At 73.6% G+C, this 21,018-nt stretch carries 13 protein-coding genes and 2 rRNA genes (1 of these 15 only partly in view); 7 read left to right on the top strand and 8 right to left on the bottom strand.

Going from position 1 to position 21,018, the window contains the following annotated elements:
* Together WMF28_RS36950 and rrf are read left to right on the top strand one after the other, a co-directional pair.
* Positions 1-63 (top strand): 23S ribosomal RNA (locus WMF28_RS36950); it begins 2,945 nt to the left of the window's first position.
* A gap of 128 nt (positions 64-191) precedes the next feature.
* A 5S ribosomal RNA gene (gene rrf, locus WMF28_RS36945) occupies positions 192-308 on the top strand.
* A 632-nt stretch (positions 309-940) separates the two neighbouring features.
* Here the strand turns inward: rrf and WMF28_RS36940 are convergent.
* The 7 genes from WMF28_RS36940 to leuS all read right to left on the bottom strand — a co-directional run bounded on the left by WMF28_RS36940 (position 941) and on the right by leuS (position 11,202).
* Positions 941-1,747, bottom strand: a complete 807-nt coding sequence (locus tag WMF28_RS36940; protein WP_437598238.1) for a hypothetical protein — start codon at positions 1,745-1,747, stop codon at positions 941-943.
* 84 nt (positions 1,748-1,831) lie between these two features.
* Positions 1,832-4,498 (bottom strand): MGH1-like glycoside hydrolase domain-containing protein, encoded by a 2,667-nt coding sequence (locus WMF28_RS36935; RefSeq protein ID WP_437598237.1) that lies wholly within the window; start codon positions 4,496-4,498, stop codon positions 1,832-1,834.
* Between the two features lie 50 nt (positions 4,499-4,548).
* The gene (locus WMF28_RS36930) at positions 4,549-5,076 is read right to left on the bottom strand and encodes a peptidylprolyl isomerase (protein WP_437598236.1); all 528 of its coding nucleotides are present in this window, start codon (positions 5,074-5,076) and stop codon (positions 4,549-4,551) included.
* 62 nt (positions 5,077-5,138) lie between these two features.
* Positions 5,139-6,524, bottom strand: a complete 1,386-nt coding sequence (locus WMF28_RS36925) for a hypothetical protein (RefSeq protein ID WP_437598235.1) — start codon at positions 6,522-6,524, stop codon at positions 5,139-5,141.
* The gene (locus WMF28_RS36920) at positions 6,524-7,138 is read right to left on the bottom strand and encodes a penicillin-binding protein activator LpoB (RefSeq protein WP_437598233.1); all 615 of its coding nucleotides are present in this window, start codon (positions 7,136-7,138) and stop codon (positions 6,524-6,526) included. Before WMF28_RS36920 ends, WMF28_RS36925 begins: the two co-directional genes overlap by 1 nt.
* Before the next feature lie 62 nt (positions 7,139-7,200).
* Complete coding sequence (locus WMF28_RS36915; RefSeq protein WP_437598232.1) at positions 7,201-8,304, bottom strand: trypsin-like serine protease; 1,104 nt, start codon at positions 8,302-8,304, stop codon at positions 7,201-7,203.
* A gap of 330 nt (positions 8,305-8,634) precedes the next feature.
* A complete protein-coding gene (gene leuS / locus WMF28_RS36910) occupies positions 8,635-11,202 on the bottom strand; it encodes a leucine--tRNA ligase (protein ID WP_437598231.1) in 2,568 nt (855 codons plus the stop codon).
* 1,028 nt (positions 11,203-12,230) lie between these two features.
* On the opposite strand from leuS, the gene WMF28_RS36905 reads away from it, so the two are divergent.
* Together WMF28_RS36905 and WMF28_RS36900 are read left to right on the top strand one after the other, a co-directional pair.
* Positions 12,231-13,091 (top strand): hypothetical protein, encoded by an 861-nt coding sequence (locus tag WMF28_RS36905; RefSeq protein ID WP_437598230.1) that lies wholly within the window; start codon positions 12,231-12,233, stop codon positions 13,089-13,091.
* 82 nt (positions 13,092-13,173) lie between these two features.
* A complete protein-coding gene (locus tag WMF28_RS36900) occupies positions 13,174-14,637 on the top strand; it encodes a UDP-N-acetylmuramoyl-tripeptide--D-alanyl-D-alanine ligase (protein ID WP_437598228.1) in 1,464 nt (487 codons plus the stop codon).
* 30 nt (positions 14,638-14,667) lie between these two features.
* Here the strand turns inward: WMF28_RS36900 and WMF28_RS36895 are convergent, their stop codons facing one another.
* Positions 14,668-15,279: a peptide deformylase gene (locus tag WMF28_RS36895; protein ID WP_437598226.1), complete on the bottom strand. Its 612-nt coding sequence runs from the start codon at positions 15,277-15,279 to the stop codon at positions 14,668-14,670.
* A 132-nt stretch (positions 15,280-15,411) separates the two neighbouring features.
* Between WMF28_RS36895 and WMF28_RS36890 the strand changes: the two genes are divergently transcribed.
* From WMF28_RS36890 to WMF28_RS36880, 3 genes are read left to right on the top strand one after another with little or no spacing between them, the layout of a single operon-like run.
* Positions 15,412-17,871 (top strand): MMPL family transporter, encoded by a 2,460-nt coding sequence (locus tag WMF28_RS36890; RefSeq protein WP_437598225.1) that lies wholly within the window; start codon positions 15,412-15,414, stop codon positions 17,869-17,871.
* Positions 17,864-19,270 carry a hypothetical protein gene (locus tag WMF28_RS36885; protein WP_437598223.1) on the top strand — a complete coding sequence of 469 codons (1,407 nt, stop codon included), beginning with the start codon at positions 17,864-17,866 and terminating at the stop codon, positions 19,268-19,270. The genes WMF28_RS36890 and WMF28_RS36885 overlap by 8 nt, the downstream gene beginning before the upstream one ends.
* Positions 19,267-20,628: a hypothetical protein gene (locus WMF28_RS36880; RefSeq protein ID WP_437598222.1), complete on the top strand. Its 1,362-nt coding sequence runs from the start codon at positions 19,267-19,269 to the stop codon at positions 20,626-20,628. Before WMF28_RS36885 ends, WMF28_RS36880 begins: the two co-directional genes overlap by 4 nt.
* The last annotated feature ends 390 nt before the right edge of the window (positions 20,629-21,018 follow it).

Below are 21,018 nucleotides of genomic sequence, written 5' to 3'. Positions count from 1 at the left end.
GGGTGTGGAAGCCGAGCAATCGGCGGAGCTAACCGGTACTAATAGGTCGTGCGGCTTGACCATACTTCTAAGGCAAACATCGAAGCGTCGCGCCCGGAGTTCGGGTGACGAGCAGCGTGACACAGCTGGCCTGGCGTAGAGCGTCGCGAGAAGCGGCTCCGCTGGGTTCCGATTGGACGCACCCACAAGTTTCCGGTAGCGATATCGAGAAGGTCACACCCGATCCCATACCGAACTCGGAAGTTAAGCTTCTTGGAGCCGATGGTACTGCCAGGGCAACCTGGTGGGAGAGTAGGACGCCGCCGGGATTTTCTTCGAACCTGCGCACGGTGAGAGCCGTGCGCAGGTTTTTTTTTGCTTTTTGTCTCCGGATTTTCCGGCGATCGGGATGCCCGTGGCGCGCGTCGGGGTCGCTTCAGGGCTTCGGGGGCGGCGAGCTCCGGGGAAGGCACTCTGAGCTGCCCGGCCCCCGGAGGGGATGTCCGCCGGGCGGCGCGGTGAGAGCCGAACTCGCCTGGGACGTTCGTTCTCCGGCGCGCTACGCACGGCCGGAGCGCACGCCGGCGAACGAACGTCGATCGGGCTCAGACATCGCACGGCCGGAGCGCTCGCCGGAGAACGAACGTCGATCGGGCTCAGACATCGACCCTCCCCGCGCCACCCGGCGAACACCCCCTCCGGGAGCCTACCGTCCGTCAAAATGGGGCGGTGGCGGGCGTTTCGCGGCGTCCGTTTGGGTCGTCCGATGGGCCGGTTTGTTGCGCTGCACGGCGAGAGCGCCTGCCGCTCGGTGGGCCACCGGAGCAGGTACGGATAGACCCGCGCGGTGGAATCGTGCGGAGCCCCGCAAGGACATCCGGAAGCCGGGAGCTCAGAACCACCGGCGAAGGGGTAGCCTCGTGCCGCCGCGGATGGCGCGGCTGCCTTCGCTGGATGGAGTTCAGTGTGGGCGCTCGGCGGCTCGCCTCGGACCGTAGCTGCGCAGGAGAATGAGCCCCGCGAGCACGACCAGGGCGGCGATCTGGAGCTGAAACGGGATCCGCTGGACCCACTCCTCTTCATCGATCCCGATCGTGGCGAGCACCAGGCCGAGCAGGCCGCCCAGGGCCTCGCCGATCCGGCTCACGGTCGTCGCAGGGCCGCTGGCGACCGCCTCGTGCGAGAGGGCATGCAAGAGGAGGCCCGCCACGGCAGAAAGAAGCCAGGGCTCGACCGCTTCGAGGCGCTCCACATCGACGAGCCGCGTCGCAAAGGCGCCGATCACCGTGGCGAGCGCAATGCCCGCGAGCGCTGCGCTCATGGCGCCCTTGCCGCCCGTTCCAGCCCTCACCTCGAGGACCTGGATCGCCACCACCATGGCGAGCGGCACAGTGTGCGCCGCAAGCGCAAGCACGACAGGCAGCGTCAGCTGACCCACCCGGGAGAGCGACGCCACCGCCGCACCCTCGCCGAACTGATGCGCAAGCACCGCGGCATACCCCATCGCAAGCGCGGTCGTCGGCGTCCGGTGAGCACCCGCCTCCCCGATCACGAGCCGCTCCAGCACCGCCGGCGCCAGGAAGCCCGCCGCCGCCGCGATCAGCGCGAGCCAGCCGATCTCGCCGAGCGCCTCCGGCAGCAGATGGAGCAGCGCAATCGACGCCGCCCCGACGAGGGCGAACGTCCGTAGGGCAGACATCGCGCGCTCGCTCCGATGACGGAACAGCGCCGCCATGCCGCCCAGCATGACGGCCAGCGCGAGGAGCAAGACGCCGAACGCCAGCGACACAGGCGCCCTCCTAGCACGGATCGAGCGCGAACCGGCGCTGAGCGGAACATCGTGTGTGGCGCACTACGAACGGGGGAGGTTGTGCCGGCCCGCGCGGAGGATCAGGTCGCCCACGAGGGCGGTCCAGCCAGTCTGGTGCGAGGCGCCGAGCCCGGCGCCGGTGTCGCCGTGGAAGTACTCGAAGAAGAACAGGCGATCCTGGAAGCGAGGATCGCCCTGGAAGAGCGGGTGATCGCCGTAAACCGGGCGCCGCCCCTCGCAATCGCGCTCGAAGATCGCGATCAGCCGGCGCGAGAGCTCGTGCGCGCCATCGCGGAGCGTGCGAGGACCGTGGCCGTCGAGCGGGGGGATCGTGAGCACGTCGCCGAAGCCGTGATCGAGGCGGAGCAGCGAGCGGTAGAGCAGATAGCCGAGCGGGAACCAGATCGGCCCGCGCCAGTTGGAGTTGCCGCCCTTCATGCGCGTGATCGACTCGCCCGGCTCGTAGCCGACCGTGTACTGCGCATCGCAGGGCTCCTCCAGCCCGAGCGAGACGGGCGCGGCCGCGTGCTCCTTCGAGAGCGAGCGCGGGCCGAAGGGCGAGAGGAACTTGTCCTCGTCGAACAGGTGCGCGAGCACCCGCTCGAGTCGCCCAGGCGTCACCGCAGAGAGCACCTGCCGCCCGTCCGGACGCACCGTGATCGCCTCGGCCAGCGCGGGGTTCTTGCGCAGGAACCACTCGGTGCGGCGCCGGAAGTTCGCGAGCTTGCCGTAGATCTCCGGCGTGATCACGTGCACGGCGCAGAGCGGGATGAGACCCACGGCCGACCGGATCTTCACGTGCCGCGGCTTCCCGCCGGCGGTGAGGATGTCAAAGTAGAAGCCATCCTCCTCGGACCAGAGCGGCAGCCGGCCGCCTTCCGCGTGGTGGAGCGCGTGCGCGATCCGGAGGAAGTGCTCGAAGAACTTGCTGGCGAGATCCTCGTACGCGGAGTTCTCCAGCGCGAGCTCCAGCGCGATGCGCATGAGGTCGAGGCAGTACATCGCCATCCACGCGGTGGCGTCCGCCTGCTCGAGGCGCATCCCGGGCGCGAGCCGCTCGCTGCGATCGAAGAGGGAGATGTTGTCGAGGCCGAGGAACCCGCCCTCGAACACATTGTGCCCCTCGGCGTCGCGCTTGTTGACCCACCAGGCGAAGTTGATGAGGAGCTTGTGGAACACCCGCTCGAGGAACACCCGATCGCCCCGGCCCCGCTGCTTCCGCTCGATCTTGTAGAGCTGGTAGGTCGCCCAGGCGTGCACCGGAGGGTTCAGATCCGAGAACTCCCACTCGTAGGCAGGCAGCTGCCCGTTCGGATGCTGGTACCACTCCTTGACCATCATCTTCAGCTGGGCCTTCGCGAGATCGATGTCGAGCGGGGCCAGCGCGAGCGCATGGAAGGCGAGATCCCAGGCCGCGAACCAGGGGTACTCCCACTTGTCCGGCATCGAGATGACGTCGGCGACGGCGACGTGCCGCCACTGGCTGTTGCGGCCCGAGCGCCGGTCGGGCGGCGGCGCCTCCACGTCGCCGCGGAGCCACGTGTCGACGTCGAAGTGATAGAACTGCATCGTCCAGAACAACCCCGCCGCCGCCTGCCGCTGGATGGCACGGCGATCCTCGGACAGACCAGGGCCCTGGACGGCGAGATAGTACTCGTCCGCCTCCTTGCGACGCGCCTCCAGGAGCTCGTCCGCGCCCTCGAAGGGCCTCTCCACCGGATCCGGGACGAGCCGGAGCAGGATGCGCCTGCGCTCGCCGGCCGGCACCTCGAGGCGGTGCCAGCTGGCGGCCTTGGTGCCGCGCAGCTCGGCGTTCACCCGCGCCTCGTCGGCGTCGATGACCCGGTGATGGAACGCGTCCTTGACGTACGGCGTTCGTGAGGGGGTGCCGTGGAGCCGCTCGTGGTTCGTCTCGTTGTTGGTGAAGAGCAGCTCCGGGCTGCCCTCGATGTAGAGGTGATGCGCGTCGTGCTCGGGGTGCGCCGCTCGCAGCATCACGTGGCCAGCGCCCGTCTTCATGGCCCGGATCTCGGGGACCGGGCCGGGAGGCTCGCTCCAGGACCACGTGTTGCGGAACCAGAGGTGCGGCAGCACGTGAATCGGCGCGGCCTCCGGGCCGCGGTTCACCACCGTGATGACCATGAGGATGTCGTTCGGGCTCCGCTTCGCGTACTCGACGACCACGTCGAAGTAACGATCGCCGTCGAAGGCGCCGAGCTCGGGGAGATCGATCTCGCTCTCCGACAGGCCGCGCCCGCGCGCGGCGGCGCCGAGCGCGTCGTAAGGGAACTGCCGCTGCGGGTACCGGTAGAGGTAGCGCAGGTAGCTGGAGGTCGGCGTCGCGTCCTCGTAGTAGTAGATCTCCTTGACGTCCTCGCCGTGGTTGCCTTCCGGCCCGGTCAGACCGAAGGCCCGCTCCTTCAAGATCGGATCCTTCTCGTTCCAGACGGCGACGGCGAGACACAAGATCTGGTGTCGGTCGCAGATGCCGCCGAGCCCGTCCTCGTTCCAGCGGTAGGCGCGGCTCCGGGCGTGGTCGTGAGGGAAATGCGCCCAGGCGTCCCCGTTCGCGCTGTAGTCCTCGCGCACCGTCCCCCAGGCGCGCTCCGACAGGTACGGGCCCCAGTGCTTCCAGCGCAGGAGGCGCTCGCGCTCCTCTTCGAGGCGGCGGTGCTCGGCGGTCAGCGCAGCGCGGACGGTCCTCATCATGGAGGCCACGCTAGGCGACTCCGACGGAGGCGTCGAGCCCGCGGCCGGCGCTACTCGGTGCGCTTGATGATGTGGAATCCGAACGGGGTCTCGACGACCTCGCTCACCTCGCCGACCCTCAAGGCAAAGGCCACGTCGGAGAAGCCCTTGACCATCATGCCGCGCTCGAACACCCCGAGGTCCCCGCTGCGCTCCTTGGCGCCAGGCTCGTCGCTGTACTCCGCGACCGCGTCCTCGAAGCTCGCCCCGCCGCGGATCTTGAGGAGCGCCTCCTGGGCGCGCGCGCGCGCCTCTTCGCGCGTACGACGGATGCCCTCGGGCTTGCTCTTCGAGCCGTCGTGCATGACGAGGAGGTGCCGCGCGCCGATCTGTTTCGGCTGACTCGCCACGAGCGCCTGCTCCCGCTCGATCGCCGCGTCCTCCTCGGCCGCCCGGATCGGGGCGGAGACCGCGAGCCCGCCGCCGACCCAGGACGGCGAGGTGGCCAGCGTCCCGCAGGCGGTCGCGCAGAGGAGCGCGAGGGGAGAGCACGCCGTGAGCGCGCGGACCAGCACGGCGCGGAGAGCAGGGCTACGCATCGGCGCGGAGACTGCCGCGGGAGGAGAGCGCCCGCAACCCTTCCCGTCCGCTCCTTTGTCCGTCAGCGGAGCACCATCACCGGGACGAAAGCCCATCCGCCGGCGGCCACGCTCACCCGGGCGCGCCTCACCTCGCCCCGGGCGCTCACGACAACGTCGTGCGTGCCCGCGCGGACGCGGGTGCGCGCGATCGCGACGCGCGCAGGGAGCGTCGACCAGCCCCGCGTGTCCGGCGTGTCGAGCGCGGTCAGCGTCGCGCTCGTGAGCAGGCCGACGAGCAAGCCCAGCGGCCCGGAGTCCTCCGCAGCAGCCTCGGTGGCGCCCTGCACGGCCTCGCCCGCGGCGATGCGGGCGACGGTCCTCGTGATGGCCGACAGGATGATCGTCCCCTCGCTCTTCTTCCAGGCCGAGCGCACCTGCGCCTCGACGTCGAGGGCCTCCTCCATCGGCTGGGAGCGCCCATCCAGCATCAGGGCCGGAATCGAATGGCCGCCCTTGCCCCGGGCGAGCGTCGGGTAGTTGACCCACGTCACGAGCCCCTTCGCCGCGAGCTCGCTGGCCCGCGCGCGATCGGCCGGGCTGATGTCGTCGGCCACGAGCGTGAGCGCGAGCCCGATCGGCAGGCGCTGCGGCACCTTCTGCGGCACGCGCCCGAACCCGACCACGACGACGAGCTCCGCCTCGCCGGCCTCGGCGAGCGCAGGCGACGGCTCCGCGTCCTCGATCAGGGCGGCGATGCGGGGCGACCTCGGCTCGCCGCGCGTGAGCGCGCGGAGCGGGTCGCGGAGCGATGGATAGGGCCCGTGGCGGAGCGCGTCGTCGTAGTAGAGGAGCGCCTCGTCGGGCTGGCCGCTCTTCTCGAACGCGAGGCCGGCAAGGTAGCTCCCGAGGCCGACGAGCGCCGTCCCGCCCTCGTGATCGCGCAGGTACCTCTGCATCACCGCGAGGCGGCGGGCCTCGACCCTGGCCCCGCTGAGGTCGCGCTGGGCCAGGTAGTTCATCATGTTGATGGTGTTGATGAGCAGCTTCTCGTACGCAGGCGCCCTGTACGGACCCGCGTCGTCCGAGAAGAGGTACTTCCCGAGCTCGTCGGCGGCCCCGCGGGACATGTCGAGCAGGTCGATCGACTTGTCCGCCATCCCGAGATCGCGCGCGGACAGCTTGTAGCGGTCCATGCTGAGGAGGATGTTGCCGCGGTCGAGCAGGAGGAGCGCGTTGTCGCCCTGGAGCGACGGAAGCTCGGCCGCGGTCTCGACCTCCATCTGCTCGTTCAGCGCAGCCACCGCCGCCGCGGGGGCGCCGCGGTCGAGCGCGGCGAGCGCGGTGCGCACGCGATCCTCGTGGCCGGCGCAGGCCGCCTGTCCGAGGCCGAGGAGCAGCGCGAGAGGCGCGAGGCGCAGAAGGACCGCGCGCCCGCGCCCCCGGTGGCCCGCGTGCCGCCCGCGCATCACTCCTGGATGAGCGCCTTGGTGAAGGCGGCCCGGTTCTGCCAGGCCACCGCGCTCGTGGCGACCTCGATGAGCTGCATGAACATGAAGTACTGGACGCGGCGCTCGTCGGAGGTGCGCTCGTCGGAGGTGAAGACCTTGCCGGTGATGTAGTACTTCGCGCCGAGCTGGCGGTTGTACTCGGCGATGTGGTTCGGATCGAACCCGCCGCCGTGCTGCTTCTCGATCTCCGCGATCATCTGCTGCTGGCGCTCGACGCTCACCACGGTGACGAGACTCGTGTTGACCATGTACGTCTCGACGTCCGACAGGAGCGCCTGCAGCTGGCTGTCGATGTGCTCGCTCGTCTGGTTCGACAGCGGGTAGATGGCGAGCGTGGGCCGCGAGCCGTCATGCGCCCACGCCTTCGCCACGGGCGAGGCCATCAGCGACTTCAGGTTCTCGTGGAGGAGCTGCTCGATGTCGCGCTTGTCGATTCCCGTGCTCATCGCCGCGTCGTCGAGCCCCTCGACCTGATTGCCGCGCACGTAGGTCGGTCCGCAGCCGAGGGACGTCGTGGCGAGCGCGAGCGCCGCGAGCAGCGCGGCCGGACGGATGATGGGCGAACTGGGCATGGACACTCCGCAGGGGCAGGACGGCCGCATTCTAGCAGGCGAGGTGCGCAACGGAGCGGCGATCAGGCGGAAATCGTGCTCCGCCGTGCGGCGCGCCGGCGCGCCAGCAGAGAGGTCACCCCGGCGCGCCTCAGCGCGAAGAGCGCGAAGACCGCGAGGAGCGCGCGCGGGGAGGCTGGCCCGCCAGCGTCGCCGACGATGGGACCCTGCGCGCACGTGAGCCAGCGCTCGTCGAGCGGCCGGTGGGATGGCAGCCGCTCCGTCGCGCCGGGCGCCGTGACCCACCAGGGCGCCTCGTAGTCGCCAGCATCGGCGGCGCGCGTCGCCTCGGCGACGAGCCAGTCGCGATGGGCGATCAGCCCTCCGTAGATGGGGTCGGAGCAGCCGGACGGCCCGCGCGAGGTCACGCCGATGATCCGACCGGCCACGTCGAGCGCCGGTCCGCCCGAGTCGCCGCTGCAGATGCCGCTCTCGCCGCGCCACTCGCTCCCCGTGACGCGCTCCTGCGTTCCACACCCGTACCCCACGCACTCGACGCGGAGCCCGTCACGGCGTCGCCGCGCGCCGCCGTCGCGCGCCTTGCCCTCCGTGTCGCCGAAGCCCACCGCGGAGTAGACCTCGCTCTCCTCGGGCGGCCGCTCGATGCGGGGCGCGAGCGGCGTGACGTCGCTGCTGCGGATCGGCGAAGACAGGACGATGAGCGCGAGGTCGCGCCCGCACACGGCGTTGCCGTCGGGCGGGCTGAGCACCGCGCGCGCGGCGAGCCACGGCGCCTCCGCAGCCCACATGGCGCGGCCGAGGGTGGCGTAGACCTGCGAGGCGTCGACCGGCTCACCGAACGTCGCCGTCTTGCACGAGATGAGCTTCGGCGCCTCCGCGATGCAGTGCTGCGCCGTGAGCACCAGGTTCGGCGCGATCAGGGCGCTCGAGCAGGTCCGCGCGACCCGCCCTCTCCGATCCGTGATGATCAGCCCGGCGACCGCGCGATCTCCCGCGTCGGGATAACCTCCCTTGATCTCCAGCGCCGCCTCGTCCGCGTCCTCCCCGTGCAGGCCTGGCTCGTCCACGCCTCCCGCGCAGCCGGCCAGCGCGGCAGCGACGAGGAGGCATCCAGCTCGGGTACACCACGCGGTGCTGTTCCGGCACACGGCCAGCCGCCGTTGCACGGCACCTGCCAGCCTGGGCTGTGCATCGCCGCTTTCCTCTGAGGAAGGAGAGGATTGCTTCCGAGGAAGCCCACGCGCGCCCGGAGCAACGCCGCTGCGCTGTGGTGGGAGCTGTGGCCGGCGCGCCGATCGGGCTCATGTGCACCCGAGCACACGACCCCGGCGCCGCCGGGGGCGCGCCTCTTCGCGATCGATCCTCTCGGGGAGGGGCGACGCGCGGGCGCAGCGGGTCGTGATCCCGGAAAGCGACCCCGCGCCGCCTGTTCCGAGCGTCCGTTCGCGACGTCGCTGCGCCGCAAGCGCTCGTTCTTTCCGGGCGGCGCCGGCGCGTCAGCCGACCACGATGTTCACGATCTTCCCTGCGACGTAGATGAACTTCTTCACCTGCTTGCCGGCGGAGAGCGCGGCCACGCTCTCCAGGTTGAACGCGGCGGAGCGGGCCTCCTCCTCCGAGGCCGCCTTCGCCAGCATCACCCGGCCGCGCACCTTGCCGTTCACCTGCACCGGGATCTCGAGGACGTCATCGATGCACAGCGCCTCGTCGTACGTGGGCCAGGGCTCGTAGCTGAGCGAGCGCTCGTGGCCCGTGAGCCGCCACAGCTCCTCCGCGAGGTGCGGCGCGAAGGGCGACACGAGGAGAACCAGCCGGAGGACCGCCTCGCGCGGCGGCGACGGCAGCGAGCTCAGGTGGTTCACGAACACCATCATCGCGGAGATCGCGGTGTTGAACGCCATCGCCTCGATGTCGCCGGTCACCTTCTTGATCGTCCTGTGGAGCTGCCGGCTCGTCGCGTCGTCCATCGCGTCCGAGAGCGGCCGCGTGCACGTCGAGAACACGCGGTCCCGGAAGCGGACCACGCCCTGGATCTGCCCTGACTGCCAGGGCTTCACCGCCTCGAGCGGGCCCATGAACATCTCGTAGAGACGCAGGACGTCGGCGCCGTAGGCCCGCACGATGTCGTCGGGGTTGATCACGTTGCCCCGCGACTTCGACATCTTCTCGTTGTCCTCGCCGAGGATCATCCCCTGATGGACGAGCTTCACGAAGGGCTCGGGGTGCTTCACGCGGCCGAGGTCGTAGAGCACCTTGTGCCAGAAGCGCGCGTAGAGGAGGTGCAGCACGGCGTGCTCCGCGCCGCCGACGTAGAGGTCGACGGGCATCCACGCGTCGTACGCGGCCTCCGAGAACGGCTCCGCGTCGTTCTGCGGATCGAGGAAGCGCAGGTAGTACCAGCACGAGCCCGCCCACTGCGGCATCGTGTTCGTCTCGCGCGCATACCACCTGCCGTCCTGCTGAAAGAAGCGCCAGTCCACCGCGCGCGCCAGCGGGCCCGCCGGGTCGTCGCCAGGGCGGAAGTCGGCGAGCGGCGGCAGCTCGAGCGGGAGGCTCCCGTCGTCCACCGCGATCGGCTGGTCGTAGCGGATCGTGTGCGCGTCGCCCTTCCGGGGATCACCGCCCGGCTCGGCGAGATCGACGGGGAAGTAGATGGGGATCGGCTCGCCCCAGTAGCGCTGGCGCGAGAAGACCCAGTCGCGCAGCTTGTAGTTCACCTCGCGCTTGCCGCGGCCGAGCGCCTCGAGGCGGGCGATGACGGCGCGCTTGCACTCCTCCGTCTTGAGCCCGTCGAACTCGCCGCTCCGGACCGAGACGCCCGGGTCGACATAGGCGGCCTCGAGCTCTGCGTGCAGGGCGCCGTCGGGGCTCACCACCTCGACGATGGGCAGCCGGTAGGCGCGGGCAAAGGAGAAGTCGCGCTCGTCGTGCCCGGGGACCGCCATCACGGCCCCGGTGCCGTAGCCGCCGAGCACGTAGTCGGCGACCCAGATCGGCACCTCTGCGCCCGTGATCGGGTGGACGGCGACGAGGCCCGTGTCGACGCCGCTCTTCTCCTTCGCGGCCGCGGTGAGCCGCTCGCGATCGCTCTTGCCCGAAGCGGCCGCGACGTACGCGCGCACCGCCTCGCGGCGCGCCTCGGACGCGCCGCCCTCGGCGCTCGTGAGCCAGGCCGTCAGCGGGTGCTCGGGCGCGAGCACGACGTAGGTGACGCCCATCAGCGTGTCGGGGCGGGTCGTGAACACGCTCAAGGAGCCCTTGGGCCACCCCTTGACCTCGAACGTGATGAGCGCCCCCTCCGAGCGGCCGATCCAGGCGCGCTGCATCGCGAGCGTCCCTTCGGGCCAGTCGACAAGGCGGAGATCGTCCACCAGGCGGTCGGCGTAGGCGGTGATGCGCAGCATCCACTGCCGGAGCGGCGTCCGGTGGACCGGGTGTCCGCCGCGCTCGCTCTTGCCGTCGCTCACCTCCTCGTTCGCGAGGACGGTGCCGAGCGCCGGGCACCAGTTGACGCTCACCTCGTCCTGGTACGCGAGGCCCTTCTTGAAGAGCTGGAGGAAGATCCACTGCGTCCAGCGCACGTAGCGCGGATCGGTCGTGGAGAGCTCTCGCGACCAGTCGTAGCTGAAGCCCAGCATCTTGAGCTGGCGCTTGAAGGTCGCGATGTTCCGCGCCGTCGTGTCGGCCGGGTGCGTGCCGGTCTCGATGGCGTGCTGCTCCGCCGGCAGGCCGAAGGCGTCCCAGCCCATGACGTGCAGGACGTCGATCCCGCGCATGCGGTAGTAGCGCGACATGATGTCGGTCGCCGTGTACCCCTCGGGGTGACCGACGTGCAGCCCCGACCCCGAGGGGTAGGGGAACATGTCGAGCACGTAGCGCTTCTCGCGCACGGCGCCTGCGCTGCGGACGGCGCGGAAGGTCTCGCCCTGCTCCCATGCGCGCTGCCAGTGCGGCTCGACCGCGGCGTGGTCGTAGCGCACGGGCTCGCGCGGCTCGTTGGGAGAAGGTTCGGTGGAGGTGCTGCGGGAGCCCATCGTCTCGGCGGCCATATCGCGACGTGCCATAGCACTGTGCTGCCGCGGTCGACAGCCGCCCCGCGGCGGCAGAAGCTCGCGTCCTCCGCGGGAGCGCTGTCGCCCGTCCGCGGTGCGGCCCCCGGCCATGTCGAGAGTTGCCGGCAAGCGTGGACAGCCCCTCGGTGCGAGCTCTGCCGTCGGATGCGCCCGCGCTCGCGACGGCTGACGGCGGCGCGCGCCGCCCCGCGCTCGGGATGCAGGCGCGCCGCGCGCCGGGATGCAGGCGCGCCGCGCGCCGGGGGCGTCGACGGCGCTTCCGCCGCGCTGACGGCGGCGCGAGCGCACCGCCGCGTGCGCACCTTGGTTGGGGAGGCGAGCTCGCTCTTCGACCGGCCGAGCCCCGGGGCGCGCGCCTCGCTGCTCCTTCGTCCGCAACGGGCGGCGTGAGCGCGGGGCCGCGCTGCGCATTCCCGGCGCAGCAGCGCCTCGCTGGACGGGGCGACGCGTCAGAAGGATGGCCGGACGCCGAGACTTGGGGGTAGATTGAAAGCGCTGTTCCGCTTCAGTGTGAGGCGGAGGGGCCGCGTGGGCGGTTCCTCCGGGGCGCGCGGATGACCGACAAACACGTTCGATGGGGAGCCCCCGAGAGTGAGATGGCGGCGCAGCCAGGCCGACCGCTCCCATCTGCGCATGGATCAGGGATCCCTTTCCGGCCCCTGCCCGTGCCGCCGCTGATGGCGCCCGGGGCCCTCCGCCCGCTCTCCGCGCAGTACGCGCTCAGCCCCCAGCTCCAGCAGCACGGCCCGCCCGGCTTCGCCGGTCCAGCGCCGTCGGCGTCAGGCTACGGCGGTCCAGCACCGTCGGCGCCAGGCTTCGGCGGTCCAGCACCGTCGGCACCCAGCTTCGCCGGGCCCGCCGCCTCCGGGGCAGCGTACCCCGGACCGGTGCCGCCCGCGTTCCCGGCGCCCGCGCCATCGGTGCCCGCGTTCTCGGGGCCGGCGCCGTCGGCGCCCAGCTTCGCTGGGCCAGCGTCGTCAACGCCGGTAACCGCGGCGCCGGCTTCCCCTCCGGCAGCGATGTCCGGGTACACCCAGCCGCCTGCGGCGAACGTCTCGGCGCGCGGAGGGACCCTTCCGCCCGGGCTCGTCTCGCAGCAGGACGTGCTGTCGGCCAGCGGCGTCTTTTCTCCGAGCGCCCTCCCGTTCGTCTCGGCGCCGCCGCCGTCGGACCCGATGCCCCTGAGCCAGATGTCGTTCCATCCGGCGCCGACCACGGAACGGATGGGCGCGAACGCGGCGCAGCCGCCCCCTCCGGCGGCGCCGCCCGGGTTCGCGAGCCCCGGGTTCGGTGCCGCCGGGCCCCCCGTCCAGGAGGCCGCGCGCACGCCGATGCCCTCGCTGCACGCCGGCGTTCCGGCGCCGGCCGGGCCGCCCTCGGCCGCTGCGCCCGCGTCTGCTCCGGCGGTGGGCGCAGCTCCCGGTGCGGCCGTGCCCGGCGCGCCCCCGGCGGGCGGCGGGTGGGACGGCGCGGCGATGCCGCCCGCCGAGAGCCCGTGGGCCACCACGTCGGCGCGGCTCGAGATGCCGGCGCTCCCCTCGAGCTTCGTGCAAGAGCGCGCGGAGCCGCAGAAGCCACCTGCCGCGCCGGTCCCGCGGCGCGAGGGCGGCAGGGCGCTCATCGTCGCGCTCAGCGTGATCCTGGCGATCGCCCTGCTGGCGCTCGTCGGGATCACGCTGTGGCAGAGCATGGGCGGCGGAGGGCCCATCGCGATCGACTACACCGAGCCGCCTCCGACGACCGCCGAGACGTCGCCCGCGCCTACCCAGAGCGTGAGCGCAGCCCCCAGCGCGCCCGCCGCGCCCCGGCCCGTCGCGCGGCCGCGGCCGAAGAACGACGACATCTACGAAGAGGTCGAGAAGGAAAAGACCGCGCGCTGAGGCGGCTCGACGCGGCGCGAGGGCAGCGCGCCGCAGGCGATTCGTTGGCCCTGCGCCCCGTTCCATGCTGGTGATCGCCGCGATGGCGACGCCGATCCCGCAGAACCTTGCCCAGTTCACCCTCGACGAGCTGGCGCGCGCGACCGGCGGGCGCGTGCTGAGGACCGGGCCGGCCGTGCGGGGCATCTCGACCGACAGCCGCACGATCTCGTCCGGCGCGGCGTTCGTCGCGCTCGCCGGCGAGGCCTTCGACGGCCATCGGTTCATCGACGCCGCGGCGCAGCGCGGGGCGGCCGCGTTCGTCGTCTCCCGGGAGGTGGCCCTGCCGCCCGAAGGCGGCGTGGTGCTCGTGAAGGACGGGCTCGCGGCGCTCGGGGCGCTGGCCAGAGCGCACCGCGAGCGATGGCGCAGGGGCGCGCACCCGGACGGGCCGCGGGCGATCGTCGCGATCGGCGGCTCCGCCGGCAAGACGACGACGACGCGGACCATCGCGGCGCTGCTCGCCGGGGCGGGCCGCGGCGACGTGCACGCGACCGCGGGCAACCTGAACAACGCCATCGGGTTGCCGATGACGTTGCTCGGGCTCGATGACCACCATCGCTTCGCCGTCGTCGAGATCGGCACGAACCAGCGCGGCGAGGTCGCGGCCCTCGCGCGCATCGCAGGGCCGGATCTCGCCGTGCTGACCTCCATCGGCGTCGAGCACACCGAGGGGCTCGGCACGCTGGAGGACGTCGCCGCCGAGGAAGGGGATCTGCTCGCCGCCTTGCCGGCCGACGGCGTGGCCCTCGGCAACGGCGACGACGCGAAGGTGGTCGAGCAGCTCGAGCGCGCCGGCGCCGCGCGGCGGGTCCCCTACGGCTTCGGCGAGCGCGCGCAGATCCGGATCGCGGGGCGGCGGCCGGTCGGGGTGCGCGGCAGCTCGGTGCGGATCGAGCGCGGAGGCGAGGCGCTGGAGATCGTCGTCCCGCTGCTCGGCGAGGCGGGGGCGCTGGCCGCGGCGGCGGCCGTCGCCGTGGTGGAGGCGACGCTCGGCGAGCGGCTCTCGACCGAGCAGGCGGCCCGCGCGGCCGCAGGGCTCGCGCCGCCGGGGGACGGGCGCCTGTCGGTCCGCGAGCTGCCGGACGGCACCGTGGTCATCGACGACACCTACAACGCGAACCCCCTGTCGATGCGGTCGTCGCTCAGGACGGCCGTCGAGCTGGCCGGGGCGCTCGGGAAGCGGCTGGTCCTGCTGCTCGGCGAGATGCGTGAGCTCGGCGCGCTGGCGGCGGCGGAGCATGACGCGCTCGGCGAAGCGGTCGGGGCCGTGCGCCCGGCCGCGCTGATCGCCGTCGGCGGCGAGGCGGCGCGGATCGCGCGCGCCGCCGAGGCGGCCGGCGTGCGGGCGTGGTTCGCCGGCGACGCGAGCGCCGCCGCGGTCCGAGCGCTGGAGATCGTCGAGCGCGGCGATCTGGTGCTCGTGAAGGGCTCCCGCGGGATCAGGATGGAGCGGATCGTGGAGGAGCTCGCCGGGCGCGGCGCCGGCGCGTCGCCCTCGCCGTGAGCGCGCGCCCGTCGTCGCGCCGCGCCGTGGTCACGCGCCGAGCGCGGCCCGTGCCTCGGCGACGGACTGGCTGAGCAGGAGCTTCGCCTCCTCGTTGCTGCAGAAGGAGCGCGTGATCATGCGATCGACGTACAGCGCGCCGCGGAGGTGATCGACCTCGTGCTGGAGGATCCGGGCGGGCCAGCCGGTCGCCTCCCAGCGGATCTCCTCGCCGTCCGCGTCCACGCCGCTCACCTCGACCGACAGACCTCGCTCGACCAGCGCCATGTAGCCCGGGACGCTCAGGCAGCCCTCGAAGAACGTCGCCCGCCCCGGGTCCGCCGCGCCCTGGGGCGACGGCGCGAGGACCCTCAGCGTCGGGTTGACGATCGCCCTGAGCGGGAAGGGCACGCGGCCGCGCTCGGCGCGCTGCCCCGGCGTGAGGCGGGACATCAGCTCCTCGCTGTCCTCGAGCACGATCACCTGCTGGCTGACGCCGATCTGCGGCGCCGCGAGCCCCACGCCGGGCGCCTTGCGCATGACGGCGACCATCGTCGAGATGAGGTGCTTGAGCTGCTTCGTCCCGATCTCCTCGGGCGGCACGGGCGCGGCGGGCTTTCGCAGGACGGCTCGGCCTGCGAGGACGATCGGGGGGAGCTCCATGCTGCGGGGATGAATCGGCGCGCTCGCGGGCGCAAGCGCCGCCGGCGAAGGAGCGCGGCGCGCGTGGATGTCCTCGCGGCGAGGCGGGGGTGAGGGTAGAGGAGCGGCGCCGGCCCGCGCCCGGCCTCCGCCATGGCAGCGCCCCCTCCGCCTTCGCCGGCCCGCGCGGACGCCCCGCGCCGGCTGCTCCGCCTCATCGTCGCGCTCGTCCTCGCGGCGCTGACGCTCGCCGCTTTCGCCGCCGTGACGCTGCGGCTAGAGCTCGAGCCGAACGTCGCCTCGCTCCTGCCCGAGCGCGGGGACGCCGCGGCGCTGCGCCGGTACGTGCGCGGGTTCGGGGGCGGCGATCTCGGCGTCGTGATGGTCAAGGGGGACGACCCCGACGAGAACGCCGCTGTGGCCGCCGAGATCGCGCGGGCCCTCGCGGCGCGCCCGACCGTGCAGCGCGCCGCCGACCGGATCGACGTCTCGCGCGCGCTCGATCCGTGGCTCGCCTTCCGGCACGCGGACGCGCGCGTGCGGGAGCGGCTCGCCGTCGCGCTCTCGCCCGAGGGGATGCGGGAGCGCCTCGCCGAGACGCGCGCCATGCTGCTCGCGCCGGGCGGCGGCGCCGCGGCCGAGACGATCGCGGCCGACCCGCTGCGCCTCTCGCAGCTCGTCTTCGAGTCCGCGGACATCGGATCCGGGGTGCGCACGCAGGCCGACGGCGCGTTCGCCACGGACGACGGCAAGGTGCACCTCGTCCTGGTGCAGCCGGCCGGACAGGCGCTCCGCGGCGCCGACGCCCGGGCCTTCGTCGCCGACGCGAACGCCGTCCTCGACCCGATCCGCGCGGCGCACCCGGGGCTCACGCTCGGGCTCACCGGCGGGCACGCCATCGCCGCGGCCACCGAGGAGATGCTCACGCGCGATCTCGCCGTCTCGGGGTCGCTCTCGATGTTGCTCGCCTCCGCCGTCTTCGCGCTGCTCTTCCGCCGCATGCGCGCGCTCGCCGCGGTGATGCCGCCGCTCGTGCTCGGGACCGTCTGGACCGCGGGGCTCGCCACGGCGCTCCCGGGCGGGCTCAGCGCGATCGCGGTCGCCTTCATGTCGGTCGTCGTGGGCGTCGGCGTCGACACCGGCGTCCACGTCTACGCCGCGCTGCTCGAGGCGCGGCGCGAGGGGCTCGATCCGGAGGCGGCCGGGCGCGCCGCGAGGGCGCGGACCTTCCGCGCGGTGCTCGTCGCCGCCGTCACCGCGGCGGCCGCGTTCGGGGCCCTCGCCCTGTCGGACATCAACGCGCTCCGGCAGCTCGGCCTCCTGTGCGCCGCCGGCGAGGTGCTCACGGCGATCGCGATCGTGCTCGTGACGCCGACCGTCGGCGCCTGGCTCGAGCGGGGGCCCCCGCCGCCCGAGGCGCCGGCGCGCTGGCCCGACGGCCTCTACCGGCTCACGCGGACCCGGGGCCGCGCGCTCGCGCTCGCGGCGCTCGCGGCGCTCCCCATCGCGGCGGTCGCCCTCGGCGCCGCGCCGCCGCTCGCCGAGGCCATCGTCGCGATCCGGCCCGCCGAGCTCGAGCCGCTCAAGGTGCAGCAGGCGATCTTCGACGCGTTCGGCGGGCGGCGCGGGCAGTGGGTTGTGCTCCTCGCGGACGGCGAGCAGGAGCGCGCCCGCGCCCGGGCCGACCGGATCGCCGAGCGCCTCGCCTCGATGAAGGCCGACGTGGAGGCCGTCGACGCGCTCACCGCGCTCGCGCCCGCCGCCTCGACGCAGGCCGAGCGGTTCGCCGCGCGCGACGCGCTCGACCTGCCCGGAAGGGCCGACGAGCTCGAGCGGGCGCTCCGCGACACGGGCTTCGCGCCCGAACGCTTCTCGGCCGTGCTGGCCGGGATGCGCGCGCCGCCGAGGCAAGAGGTGGCGCTCTCCGATCTCGAGCGCGGCCCCGCGTCCATCCTGCTCTCGCGCTACCTCGGGGCGGACGGGGGCGACGCGCTCGTCGCGCTCTACGTGCGGCCCCGCGAGGCCGGCTCGGTCGAGCGGATCGAGCGCGCGATCCGCGAGGAGGACCCGCAGGCCATGCTCACCGGCTACACCCGGCTCGAGGCGGCGCTCCGCGAGACGCTCGCGCACGACATGCCGCGCATCGCGATCGTCGCCGGGGCGCTCGTGCTGCTGGCGCTCGCGGCCTCCCTCCGCAGCGCGCGCGACATCGCGCTGGCCGCGCTCGTCGTCGCCTCCGAGATCTGCCTCGTCCTCCTCCTGATCCGGGTGCTCGGCATCCCCCTGCACGCGTACGACGCGCTCGTCATCCCGGTGCTGCTCGGGATCACCGTGGACGAGGGCATGTTCCTGCTCCACCGCGCCCGCGACCTCGAGGCGGCGGGCGGCGGCGACGCGGTGATCCGCGAGACGCTGCGCCAGGAGGGGCCGGCGATCGCCGCCACCGCGCTGACCACGGCCGCGGGCTTCTCCGCGCTCGCGTTCTGCCGCTTCGACGGCCTCCGCGACCTGGGCCGGGTCGGCGCGCTCGGCAGCGCGGTCGGCCTCGTCGTGGCGCTCATCGTGGTGCCGGCGGGTCTGCGGCTCTGGCCCCGACCCCACCGACGTGCATAACATCTCGGCGTTGTCGCCCCGGGGCCTCCTCCTCCTCGCTCTCCTCGCGCTCGCGCGTCCCGCCGCGGCGCAGCCGTCGCCTTCGCCCGCAGCGCCGGCGCCCGCGCCGAGCCCGCCGCGCTCGGCCGTCGCCCGCGCGGTGGACGCGCTCGCGCGCTCGCTCGACCCCGTGACCGGTCGCGTGCTCGTGGCCGCCGGGCCGCTGGTCTCCGACGCGCCGGCGCCGCGCGGCGCCCAGCTCGCGGCCACGCTCGCTGCCCACCTCGCCGGCAAGCTCGGCCCCGGCGCGCGAGCGCAGAAGGATCCGATCCCGCTGCCGCTCGCGCGCGAGGCCGCGCGCGACGACGCGGCGCTCGTCCACCTCGCCGTCGAGATCGCGGCGGGGCGGCTGCGCGTCACCGCCGACGTGTACCCGGTGCCGCGCACCGTCTGGGCGCGCATCCGCGATCCGGAGCCGGGCTCCGTCGCCCACGCCTACGCCGAGGCGCCCCTCGACGCCGAGGTCCGCAGCTTCCTCGCGCCGGTGCCGCTCGTCGCCGCGAGGGTCGACCGCGCGAAGAACTTCGAGGGCGACGTGGTCGCGCTCGCGTGCGGCGATCTCGACGCCGACGGCGCGCTCGAGATCCTCAGCGTGAGCCGGCGGCGCGTGACGACGCTCCGCCTCCGCGGCGGCCGGGTCGTGCCGCTCGCGTCGCGCTCGTGGCCGGACGTGATCGCGGTGCACCCGTCGCCGCTCCGCGAGCCGCTCGCGTTCGCCACGCTCGTCGAGCGCGAGCGGGACGGCGAGCGCCTGCCGCCTTTCGCCGACGTGGGGCTCACCGATCGCGCGCGCAGCGTCCGCTTCGACGGCAAGCTGAATGCGCTCGCCGAGCTCCCCGGGCTCGCGGTCCCGGACGCTGGCGGCTCGGCCTGCACGAAGACGTGGGGGTCGCTCCTCACCGGCCCGCTCGGGCCGTGCGCCCCGGCCGATCCGCCGCCGGCGACGTCGGCGCTCACCGGCCGGTACGACGCGCTCGCGTCGGCGCAGCTCCTGTCGGCGCGGGGCGAGCCGTTCACGGTCTGGGCGGCGCGCGAGCGCGGCGCGGTCGAGCTCCGGGACAGCGCGGGCCGCCGCAAGGTCGTGGGCAGCGCCGGGGCGCAGCTCGCGATCGGCGATCTCGATCAGGACGGCGAGCCCGAGCTGCTCGCCAGCCTCGACGTGCTGGATTCGCTCGAGGATGCCGTCGTGGTCTGGTCGTGGCGGCGCCGCGACGGCGGCCCTTCGCACACGGCGCCCCAGGAGCTCCTGCGCCTGCCGGCGCCGGCGGGGGTGCGCGCCCTCGCCGTCTGCCCGCCCGACGGGCCCGGGCGCGCCCCCTTCGCGGTCGCGACGGCCGACGAGATCTGGGTGGTGCGGTGAGCCGCTCGTTCCCGCGTCGCGCCTTCCTCGGCGGCGCGGGCGCGCTGCTCGGCGCGGCCGCCCTCCCGGAGCGCGCCCGCGCCATGGGGCGCACCCCGCTCGGCGGCCGCATCTCGATGCACCTCCCGTGGCCGACGGGCGCGCTCGACCCGCACGACCTGAGCGATCCGGCCGCTGCCCTGTTCGCGTCGGCGATCGCCGACAGCCTCTACGGGCTCGACGCGTCCGGCAACCCGTACCCGACGCTCTCGTCCGCGCTGCCGTCGCGCGAGGGGGACGCCGCGGTCGTGCGCCTGCGCGAGGGGCTGCGCACCGCGCGCCTGCTCAAGCTCGACGGCCGCGACATCGTGAGCTCGGTCGAGCGCGCCCGCGCCCGCGGCGCCGCCGCGGCGCTCGCCGAGGTCCCGAGGCCCGAGCGGCACCCGAAGGATCCGCTCGCCGCCGTGTTCCCGCGCGCGGATCCCGCCCGCGTCGCCCGCGCGCTCGCGTCGCCGATGGTGGCGCTGCTGCCGCGCAGCTTCGACCCCGCGGCGCCGGACGGCACCGGCGCCTTCCTGGCCGACCTCGGCCCGCAGCGCATCATGCTGACGCGCAACGACGTCGCCGCGCGCGGCGCTGCCTTCCTCGACGCGATCGAGGTGATCCGCTCCGAGGACCTGACGACCTCCCTGCGCGCGTTCGAGACCGAGCGCGACGACCTCGGCTGGCTCGGCGCCGGGCTGCACACGAACCGCCGCGGCGCTGTCCGCTTCGATCTCGGCGTCGCCGGGTGGATCGTGCTGACCACGGGCGCGGAGGCCGGCCCCTTCGGTCAGCCCGGCGTTGCGCAGCGGCTGGTCGACGCGCTGCCGCCCGAGCGCCTCGCGCACCTCGGTCTGGTCGGTCTCCCGAGGGCGCACGGCGATCCCGCGTGGGGCGGTCCTCCGGCGGAGCTGCTCGTGGATGACTCTGCAGCGCATCTCGTCGAGGTCGCCGAGGCCGTCGCGCCGATCCTCTCGCGGCCCGGGCACGAGGTCACGGCAGAGCCCGTCTCGCGCGCGGAGCTCGGGCGCCGCCGGGCCCGTGGCAAGGCGGCGCTCGCGATCGAGCTGGTGCGCCCGCTGGGCCCGGGGTCTCTCAACGCCCTGCTCGCGCTCGCGACCGCCGCCGACCGCGGCCGAGCCCTCGATCTCGCCCGTCATCCGCCGCGGCTCGCGCCCACCGCAGCGCCGCGCTCGCTCACCGCCACGCTCCGCCTCGGAGTGATCGCCGAGGTCCGGATCGCGGGCGGCGTGCTGCCGGACATCGCGCTCGCGCGGGCCGGAAGCGGCGAGGGCTGGGATCTTGGCGCCACGTTCCGTCGTTCTGCCAGGCGCTGACGCCCTCCGACGTGGAACCCGACGCCCGCCGACGGGGGGGCCGCCATTGCCCAGAGAGGTTTCCCGTGAAGTCTGTAAGTTGTGAATATTATTACGTTTTTACTTCAGCCTTCCGCCTTCATGGTCAAATGACTGCACCACCCGCCGACCCCGCCGGCGCCCGCCGGGCAGCCGACGCGACCGCGCCGCCGCTGTTCGGGACGTCCGGGCGAGCGGCGCGCCGGCGCGCGCCGGTGCGCCGACGGGGAGGGGGGTGCTTCGAGCGCTTGCGCCGAGGGGACATTTGGTTACTATCGGCTGGTCACGAACGTCACTGGCACTCGACACGACGCTTCTCTTCTCGGGGATCGCGGATTGATCGCGGACTGGACGACGCAACGTGTGGCGCAT

The organism is Sorangium sp. So ce590, from assembly GCF_051521365.1.
GTDB lineage: Bacteria > Myxococcota_A > Polyangia > Polyangiales > Polyangiaceae > Sorangium.
Note: the sequence above shows the minus strand (reverse complement) of the source record. Positions and strands in the feature narration are given on the sequence as shown.